At 70.6% G+C, this 7,281-nt stretch carries 7 protein-coding genes, 1 tRNA gene and 1 pseudogene; 5 read left to right on the top strand and 4 right to left on the bottom strand.

Translation table 11 applies throughout. The features are described from left to right. Positions 1 to 124: 124 nt before the first annotated feature. The 4 genes and pseudogenes from Q0444_RS02000 to Q0444_RS01985 form a co-directional block, all read right to left on the bottom strand. Positions 125 to 250, bottom strand: a pseudogene (locus Q0444_RS02000) (hypothetical protein); the annotation flags it as partial. A 92-nt stretch (positions 251 to 342) separates the two neighbouring features. Next, complete coding sequence (dcd, locus tag Q0444_RS01995; protein ID WP_299020927.1) at positions 343 to 906, bottom strand: dCTP deaminase; 564 nt, start codon at positions 904 to 906, stop codon at positions 343 to 345. Further along, positions 887 to 1,657: a hypothetical protein gene (locus Q0444_RS01990; protein WP_299020923.1), complete on the bottom strand. Its 771-nt coding sequence runs from the start codon at positions 1,655 to 1,657 to the stop codon at positions 887 to 889. The genes dcd and Q0444_RS01990 overlap by 20 nt, the downstream gene beginning before the upstream one ends. Before the next feature lie 189 nt (positions 1,658 to 1,846). After that, the gene (locus Q0444_RS01985) at positions 1,847 to 2,656 is read right to left on the bottom strand and encodes a hypothetical protein (protein ID WP_291082505.1); all 810 of its coding nucleotides are present in this window, start codon (positions 2,654 to 2,656) and stop codon (positions 1,847 to 1,849) included. Between the two features lie 227 nt (positions 2,657 to 2,883). On the opposite strand from Q0444_RS01985, the gene Q0444_RS01980 reads away from it, so the two are divergent. The 5 genes from Q0444_RS01980 to Q0444_RS01960 all read left to right on the top strand — a co-directional run. Beyond that, entirely contained in the window at positions 2,884 to 3,156 is a 273-nt protein-coding gene (locus tag Q0444_RS01980; protein ID WP_299020920.1) for a hypothetical protein, read from the top strand. Positions 3,157 to 3,215: 59 nt separating this feature from the next. Next, positions 3,216 to 3,289: transfer RNA gene (locus Q0444_RS01975), tRNA-Gly, on the top strand. A 247-nt stretch (positions 3,290 to 3,536) separates the two neighbouring features. Then, positions 3,537 to 4,964 carry a class I adenylate-forming enzyme family protein gene (locus Q0444_RS01970; RefSeq protein WP_291082514.1) on the top strand — a complete coding sequence of 476 codons (1,428 nt, stop codon included), beginning with the start codon at positions 3,537 to 3,539 and terminating at the stop codon, positions 4,962 to 4,964. A gap of 46 nt (positions 4,965 to 5,010) precedes the next feature. Continuing rightward, the gene (locus tag Q0444_RS01965) at positions 5,011 to 6,891 is read left to right on the top strand and encodes a DUF3556 domain-containing protein (RefSeq protein WP_291082508.1); all 1,881 of its coding nucleotides are present in this window, start codon (positions 5,011 to 5,013) and stop codon (positions 6,889 to 6,891) included. Between the two features lie 4 nt (positions 6,892 to 6,895). Then, the coding region (locus Q0444_RS01960; protein WP_299020914.1) for an FAD-dependent oxidoreductase at positions 6,896 to 7,281 on the top strand (386 nt) is incomplete at its 3' end.

Below are 7,281 nucleotides of genomic sequence, written 5' to 3'. Positions count from 1 at the left end.
TGCTGGCTGAGCCTGCCTACCACCAATACGCCAAGGCGCGCGGGCGGGCGGCGACCGCCACCCGCCCCGCCCCCCCCGCGGGGCGGAGCCCCCCCGCCGCCCCGCCCGCCCCCCCCGCCCCCCCCCCCCGCCGCAGGCGGTCGATCTTGGCCCGGTCCACATCCACCCCCAGCACCTCGTGGCCCAGCTCGGCCATGCATGCGGCGTGGGTGGCGCCGAGGTACCCGGTCCCGAACACGGTCATACGCATGCCGTCGTTCTATCGCCCCGACGCGACCCCCCGGGAACGCCCGGGTGAACACCGCACGAGCAGTGCGCGGCGGGTCCGGCCGGCGCGTCAGCTCACCGGAAGTTGAGGTACGCCTTGGACGGCGTCGGACCGCGCTGGCCCTGGTACTTGGACCCCGTCGCGGCGGTGCCGTACGGCGTCTCGGCCGGGCTGGACAGCCGGAACAGGCACAGCTGGCCGATCTTCATCCCGGGCCACAGCGTGATGGGCAGGTTGGCGACGTTGGAGAGCTCCAGCGTGATGTGCCCGTCGAACCCGGGGTCGATGAATCCGGCGGTGGAGTGCGTGAGCAGCCCCAACCGTCCGAGCGAGGACTTGCCCTCGAGCCGTCCGGCGAGGTCGTCGGGCAGCGCCAGCCGCTCCAGGGTCGAACCCAGGACGAACTCGCCCGGGTGCAGCACGAACGGGTCGCCGTCGGCCGGCTCGACCAGCTCGGTCAGCTCGTCCTGCTGCTGCGCCGGATCGATGTGCGTGTAGCGCGAGTTGTTGAACACGCGGAACATGCGGTCGAGGCGGACGTCGACGCTCGACGGCTGGATCAGCGAGGGGTCGAGCGGATCGATCACCACCCGTCCGTCGTCGAGTTCGGCACGCAGGTCACGGTCGGAGAGCAGCACGGTCCAGAGCGTATCGCGCCGGGGGGCAGCCGGCGAGCAGCCGGATCTGTCGCCCCAGGTCGGCGACGGTCACGCACGCCTCGGCGAACGGCAGCCGCCTGAGGTGGGTGCGGTCGTCGCGGCCCTCGTACTCCAGGTCCACGCCCGCGCGGTCGATCCCCACCAGCAGGGGTCGCTCGGCGGGCAGGCACCGACACACCCGGAGGGCGAGGCGCGGCACCACCCCGCAGCGCGGGTCGTTGAGGTGCTCCAGCCAGATCCCCTCGAGGTCTGTGAAGGGGTCGGGGCCGGAGGTGGCGAGGTCGTCGGGCGCGATGTCGGTGACGCCGTCGCTGTCGGCGAGCAGGATCCGCTCCGCCCGGAGCCGGACCAGGGCGAGGTCGGCCCCCACACCCAGCAGCGCGGTGTCGGGGAGGTCCCGCGCGATGTCGGGGGCCGCGCGCCGTTGGTCGCGCGGGTCGGACCACCGGACCCGACCGTCGACGACGACGACCCGGCGACAGCGCCCGTCGGCCGCTCCCCCGAGGATCACGTCGAGCACCTCGAGCCGGGCCGACACGCCGCCCGGGGGGATCGTCTCCGCGTGGGCCATCGGGAGCGCCACCCAGAGGTCGGCGGTGTCGGGGGACCGGTGCGCGAGGGCCACGTCCGAGGTGGCGCCATCGAGGGCGAGAGTGGCCCGGGCGCACCGGCGCAGGGTCGAGTTCGCCCGTTCCGCGGGTTCGGGGACCGGCCCCACCAGTGATCGCATGTCGACTCCCTCGCCGCTTCCCTCGTCGCTGTCGCCGGCCCGTCCCGGCGCCGCAGGAGAGGGCGCCGGGGCGGTCCGGGGGCGGGGACGTGACTACCCGCTGCGACTAATTTAGGTAAGCCTTACCTGAAATGCAAGGGTGGATCCGAGGGTGGTGCGGGGCGCGGGGAGGACCCGGCGGGGCCGACCTCAGCCGACGAGGCCCGCGAGTTCCCGCTGGACGTCGTCGGAATCGTTGCAGACCTGCGAGAACGGGACCCTGACGACCTCGTCGAAGCCGCCCGACGGCGATCCGACGGACACGTCCAGGCCGAACCTGTCCGCGCCGATGATCCAGGGCCGGGTTCCCGCGATCTGCCGGCCGGCCCGAAGCGCGAGCCGGGCCGCGAGGCCGGCGTCCGATCCGAGCCGGCGCAGCCAGGCCTGTTCGTCGATCCCGATGGGGTCGACGGCGGCCGCGGCGAGCTCGCCCCGCGGGACCACGTGGACGCCGTCCGCGGACAGGTAGCTGATGGCCAGCGGCTGCAACTCGCTCAGCTGCAGCGATCCGGACTCCCGGTTCGGGCCCATCCCGCCGCCGTCGGTGGCGACCAGCCGGCGCGGCCGTGCCGGGGACGAGGCCGTGACGATCCCGGAGATGGTGACGACCCCACGGGTCACCGCGCACTCGTCGTCGCATGGCGCGTCCGGCGCCCCCACCGACGGCCGGCCGTCGATCGCGAAGGACGGCCGGGAGGCGACCCCACCGCACCGACCCGTACACACCCTGTCCGCGATCTCGATCGACGCGGCGGCCCCGGCGGCGGCCACGCCGCCCGACGACCCCGACCCGCGGGTCGCGCCGCCGACGTCGACCACCAGCACGATCACCCCGTCGTCGCGCACCCGCGCCGACCGCAGTGGCCGCGTGAGCAGCCCCGCCTCGATCGCCCCTCCGGCGCCGCGGGCCAGAACGGTCCGCACACGCTCGGCGATCGGTCGCCCCGTCACGTCGTCCATCACGAACCTCCTGGGAAGGGTGCGCCCGCCGACCGGGCCACCGGCCCCACAAAACGGACTCTCCTCCACTTCAGCGCCGGACGAGCCCGGATCGATACCCGGTTGCACCCGAAACCGCCGTGAGACCCGCCACATCGGCGGCCCGGCCCCGCGTCGGCGGCCCCCCGGGACCCCCGCCGGCGGCGCCGGGTGTGCGCCGCCCCCGCTGACGTGGTGGAATCGGGGGCATGGACGAGTTCAGGGAAGAGCCCTCGAAGTACATCTGGCGCTGGACCCAGTGGTCGTGGGTGTGCGTGGGAGTCGCCGTGCTCATCGTGGCGATGGGCCTGACCGGCGGCGGCTCGCCGGTCCCGTGGATCATCGGGGCGATCGTCGTGGCCGTGGTGGGCGGAGTCGCGTTCGGATTCGTCCCCCGCGCCTCGCTCGGCCAGGCCAGGCGGCCGATGACCCCCGCGGCCCGGCGCAAGGCGGCCGGGAAAGGGACCCGGAACAACGGGTAGGCGCGCCCGTCGTGCTAACCTGATCCGGCCCTCACCGGGCGATGCCGATGTAGCACGATGCCGATGTAGTTCAATGGTAGAACTTCTGCTTCCCAAGCAGACAGCGCGGGTTCGATTCCCGTCATCGGCTCCACAGAAAAGACCGAACGACTCGAGGCCCTCCCCCGCGGGAGGGCCTCGAGTCGTCTCAGGTGAACGCGCGCTGGGCCTCTCGGGCCTCCCTCCCGCGAGCCCGCCCCCTCATTGTGCACGGTGCACAATCCGGCTCGTGAAGTTCGTCACATTGTCCGATGTGCACCCGCGCCACGATGCGTAGTGTCCGAGGTCACATAAGCGAACGATGAGGAGTCGACGTGGAACCCGGGCATCTCCTACGAGCGATGGCGGAGCGCTACGGGGACGCCCCCGCGATCCGCGACGAGCGCAGCGAACTGACGTTCCGCGACCTCGACGGGCGGGTCTCCGCCATCGCCGCCCAGTTCCGCGAGAGCGGCGTCAGCAGGGGCGATGTGGTGGCGGTGATGTTGCCGAACCGCAGCGAACTGGTGCTGGCGATCTTCGCCGCGTGGCACCTCGGGGCCGCCGCCACGCCGATCAACCCGAACTTCACCCACGAGGAAGCCGGCCACCAGATCAGGGACGCCCAGGCGGTGCTCGTGGTGAACTCCGGTGCGGGGGCGCCCGACGGGGGGGCACCGTCGATTGGCGTCGATGACCTATGGGTCGGGTCGACCGATGCCACCGATCCGGTGCCGATCGCCCCCACCGACCTCGCCCTGGTGATCTACACCAGCGGGTCGACCGGACGCCCCAAGGGCGTCATGATCACCCACGCCAACGCCGACGCGATGTCGCGGACGATGTCGGAGGTCATGAAGATGACCTCGGACGACCGCTGCCTGCTCATCCTGCCGCTGTTCCACGTCAACGCCATCATGGTCAGCCTCCTGGCGCCGCTCAGGGTCGGTGCCCGGCTCTCGATCGTCGACGGCTTCTCCGCCTCCACGTTCTTCGACACGGTGGAACAGCTGCGCCCCACCTACTTCTCTGCGGTGCCGACCATCTACGCGCTGCTCCTGACCAGGCCGGAGGGGCGCGACCGCGACCTGTCGTCCCTGCGGTTCGCGGTCTGCGGCGCGGCGCCCTCCACCCGAGAACTCCTGGCGGCCTCGGAGCGGCTCCTGGGGGTCCCGATCCTGGAGGGCTACGGGCTCACCGAGGCGACGTGCGCCTCGGCGGTGAACCCGATCGACGGACCGCGCAAGCCCGGCACCGTCGGCCCCGCCCTTCCCGGGCAGCAGATCCGCATCGTCGACGAGCACCTGCGCGACGTCCCCACCGGTCAGTCCGGAGAGGTGCTGATCACCGGCCCCATCGTCATGGCCGGGTACCTCAACAACCCCGAGGCCACCGCCGCGACCATCGTGGACGGGTGGGTCCGCACCGGGGATGTCGGCGTGCTCGACGCCGACGGCTACCTCAGCATCGTCGACCGGATCAAGGACATGATCATCCGCGGCGGGGAGAACCTGTACCCCAAGGAGATCGAGAACGCCATCGGAAGCCTCCCCGGCGTCCTCGAGGTCGCGGTGGTGGGCCGCCCGGACGACGTCCTGGGCGAGGTCCCCGTGGCGTTCGTCGTCCCCTATCCCGATGCCGGCCTGACGCCCGAGGCGGTCATCGCCCACTGCACGGAGCACCTCACCCGGGTGAAGGTGCCCGTCGACGTGGAGATCACCTCCGAGCTGCCCAAGAACCCGGTGGGAAAGATCGACAAGCCGCGCCTGCGCGCCTCATTCGTCCACTGACCGACCACCCACCTCACCCCTCAACCCAACCCGATAAGGAGACCCCATGGGGTTCATGCAAGCCGACATCCCACCAGTGGATCCGGCCAAGTTCGAGTCCATCCCGACCATGGAGCGCATGAAGCTGCTCGCCCACCACTGGGTGGAGTTCGGCTTCGGCGCCCCGAAGATCATGCACTCCCTGTACCTGGTCAAGGGGTTGTTCTTCTTCCTCGGCGGATGGCTCATCATCGGGCTCTCCACGCCCGGCCTGCCGCTGCTCGACCTCGGCGCCTGGTGGGGCGAGGTGATCGTCTACCAGAAGGCCATGATCTGGGTGATCCTCTGGTCCGCCACCGGATTCAACGAGTCGTGGGGGCCGCTGGCCTTCAAGTTCAAGCCCAACACCGCCGGGTACCGCTACTGGATGCGGACCGGGACGCTGCGACTCCCGCCGTGGCCCGACAAGGTGCCGTTCACCAAGGGTGACGAGCGCAGGGCGATCGACGTGGCGCTGTACGCCGCGATGCTCGCCACCCTCGCCCTGGGCCTGGTGCTGCCCGGGCAGCAGACCCCCGCCGCCTACAGTGAGGCCGGCCTCGTCCCCGCGTGGCCGTTCATCACCTACGTCGCGATCCAGCTCGTGATGGGCCTGCGCGACAGGGTCACGTTCCTGGCCTCGAGGCCGGAGCAGTACTCGGTGATCATGCTCGGGTTCGGTGTCCTCACCATGTACGGTGCCGGCCACGTGGACATGATCATCGTCGCCAAGATCGCGATGTTCGCGGTGTGGTGGGGCGCGTTCCTGTCCAAGATCGGCGTCCACTTCACGCCCACCGTGCAGACGATGCTCACCAACGGCCCGCTGATCAGGTCCAAGGCCCTGCGCCGGTCGCTCTACCGCAACGCGCCCGAGGACCTCATGCCCACCAAGGTGGCCTTCTTCGCCGCCCACGTCATGGGCACGATCGTCGAGTTCGTCGTCCCGATCATCCTGCTCTTCGCGACCAACTGGACCGTCGCGGTCCTGGCCGCCGTGTTCATGATGTGCTTCCACGTGTTCATCTACTCGATGTTCGCGCTGGCCATGCCGCAGGAGTGGAACCTCTTCTACGTGTTCGCGACCCCCATCGTGTTCCTGGCCTTCTTCGCCGGCGACGGGTACGCCCTGTGGGACGCCAGCAGCGTGTGGATCGTGGTGGGCGCCGCGGTCCTCACCCTCACCGGCCCGCTGGTCGGCAACTTCCGCCCCGACAAGATCTCGTTCCTCATCTCGATGCGTCAGTACGCCGGCAACTGGGCCAGCTCCACCATGGCGTTCCGCAACAACGGCTGTGAGGCCAAGCTGGACAACCCGAACTTCGTCACCTCGATGACGTCCCCGCACAACCAGCTCTCGGCCCTGTTCGGGCCGGAGGGCGCGGAGATCTTCCTCCAGAAGACCACCGCGTTCCGGATGATGAACACCCAGGGCCGCGGCCACATGTCCATCATGCCGGCGCACGTGGACAGCATGGAGAACTACCGGTTCCGCGAGGGAGAGGTGCTGTGCACCTTCTTCTCCGGGTGGCAGTTCGGCGACGGGCACCTGTTCGACGAGAGGACCATCGCGGCGGTGCAGAAGCGCTGCAACTTCGAGCCGGGCGAGTTCATCAGCGTCTGGACCGAGTCCCAGCCCCTGCACAAGAAGACCATCCAGTACCGGGTGATCGACGCGGCTCTCGGGGTGGTGGAGCGCGGCCACTACGACGTCCGCGACGTCGTCAAGGAGCAGCCGTGGCTGCCCAACGGGCCGATCCCGTACGTGGTGACCTGGCGTCACCCGGAGTACCTGCCGGCGGATCAGCGCGCGTCCACGAGCATCCCCTTCTCGCCCGGAGCCGAGGGTCCGCTCGTCGACACGACCACCGCCTCCGGTCACGACGAGACCCCGGTGGGGGCGAGCTGAGTCCATGCCCTCAGCGATCATCGTCGGTAGCGGACCCAACGGTCTGGCAGCCGCGTTGACACTGGCCGCCGGTGGAGTCGATGTGACCGTTCTGGAAGCATCCGACTCCATCGGCGGCGGCACCAGGTCCGGCGAGTCGACCTTGCCGGGCCTGCTGCACGACCAGTGTTCGGGTTTCCATCCGCTGGCCGTCGACACGGGCTTCAGCCGCCAGTTCGACCTCGAGTCCCACGGCGTGCGCTGGGCGCTGCCGGAGGTCCAATACTCCCATCCCCTCGACGGCGGCCGCGGGGCAGCGGTGTGGAGGTCCGTGGACCGCACCGCGACCCACCTCGGCACCGACGGGGACTCCTACCGGCGGATGTTCGGGCCGCTCACCGAGCGTTTCCC

It is taken from the genome of uncultured Dietzia sp., assembly GCF_937873725.1.
In the GTDB taxonomy this organism is placed as follows: Bacteria; Actinomycetota; Actinomycetes; order Mycobacteriales; family Mycobacteriaceae; genus Dietzia.
Note: the sequence above shows the minus strand (reverse complement) of the source record. Positions and strands in the feature narration are given on the sequence as shown.

Coding starts and splice junctions, on each gene's coding strand:
- Q0444_RS01990 (WP_299020923.1), bottom strand. CDS start 1,657: ATGCGATCACTGGTGGGGCCGGTCCCCGAACCCGCGGAACGGGCGAAC.
- Q0444_RS01985 (WP_291082505.1), bottom strand. CDS start 2,656: ATGGACGACGTGACGGGGCGACCGATCGCCGAGCGTGTGCGGACCGTT.
- Q0444_RS01980 (WP_299020920.1), top strand. CDS start 2,884: ATGGACGAGTTCAGGGAAGAGCCCTCGAAGTACATCTGGCGCTGGACC.
- Q0444_RS01970 (WP_291082514.1), top strand. CDS start 3,537: ATGGCGGAGCGCTACGGGGACGCCCCCGCGATCCGCGACGAGCGCAGC.
- Q0444_RS01965 (WP_291082508.1), top strand. CDS start 5,011: ATGGGGTTCATGCAAGCCGACATCCCACCAGTGGATCCGGCCAAGTTC.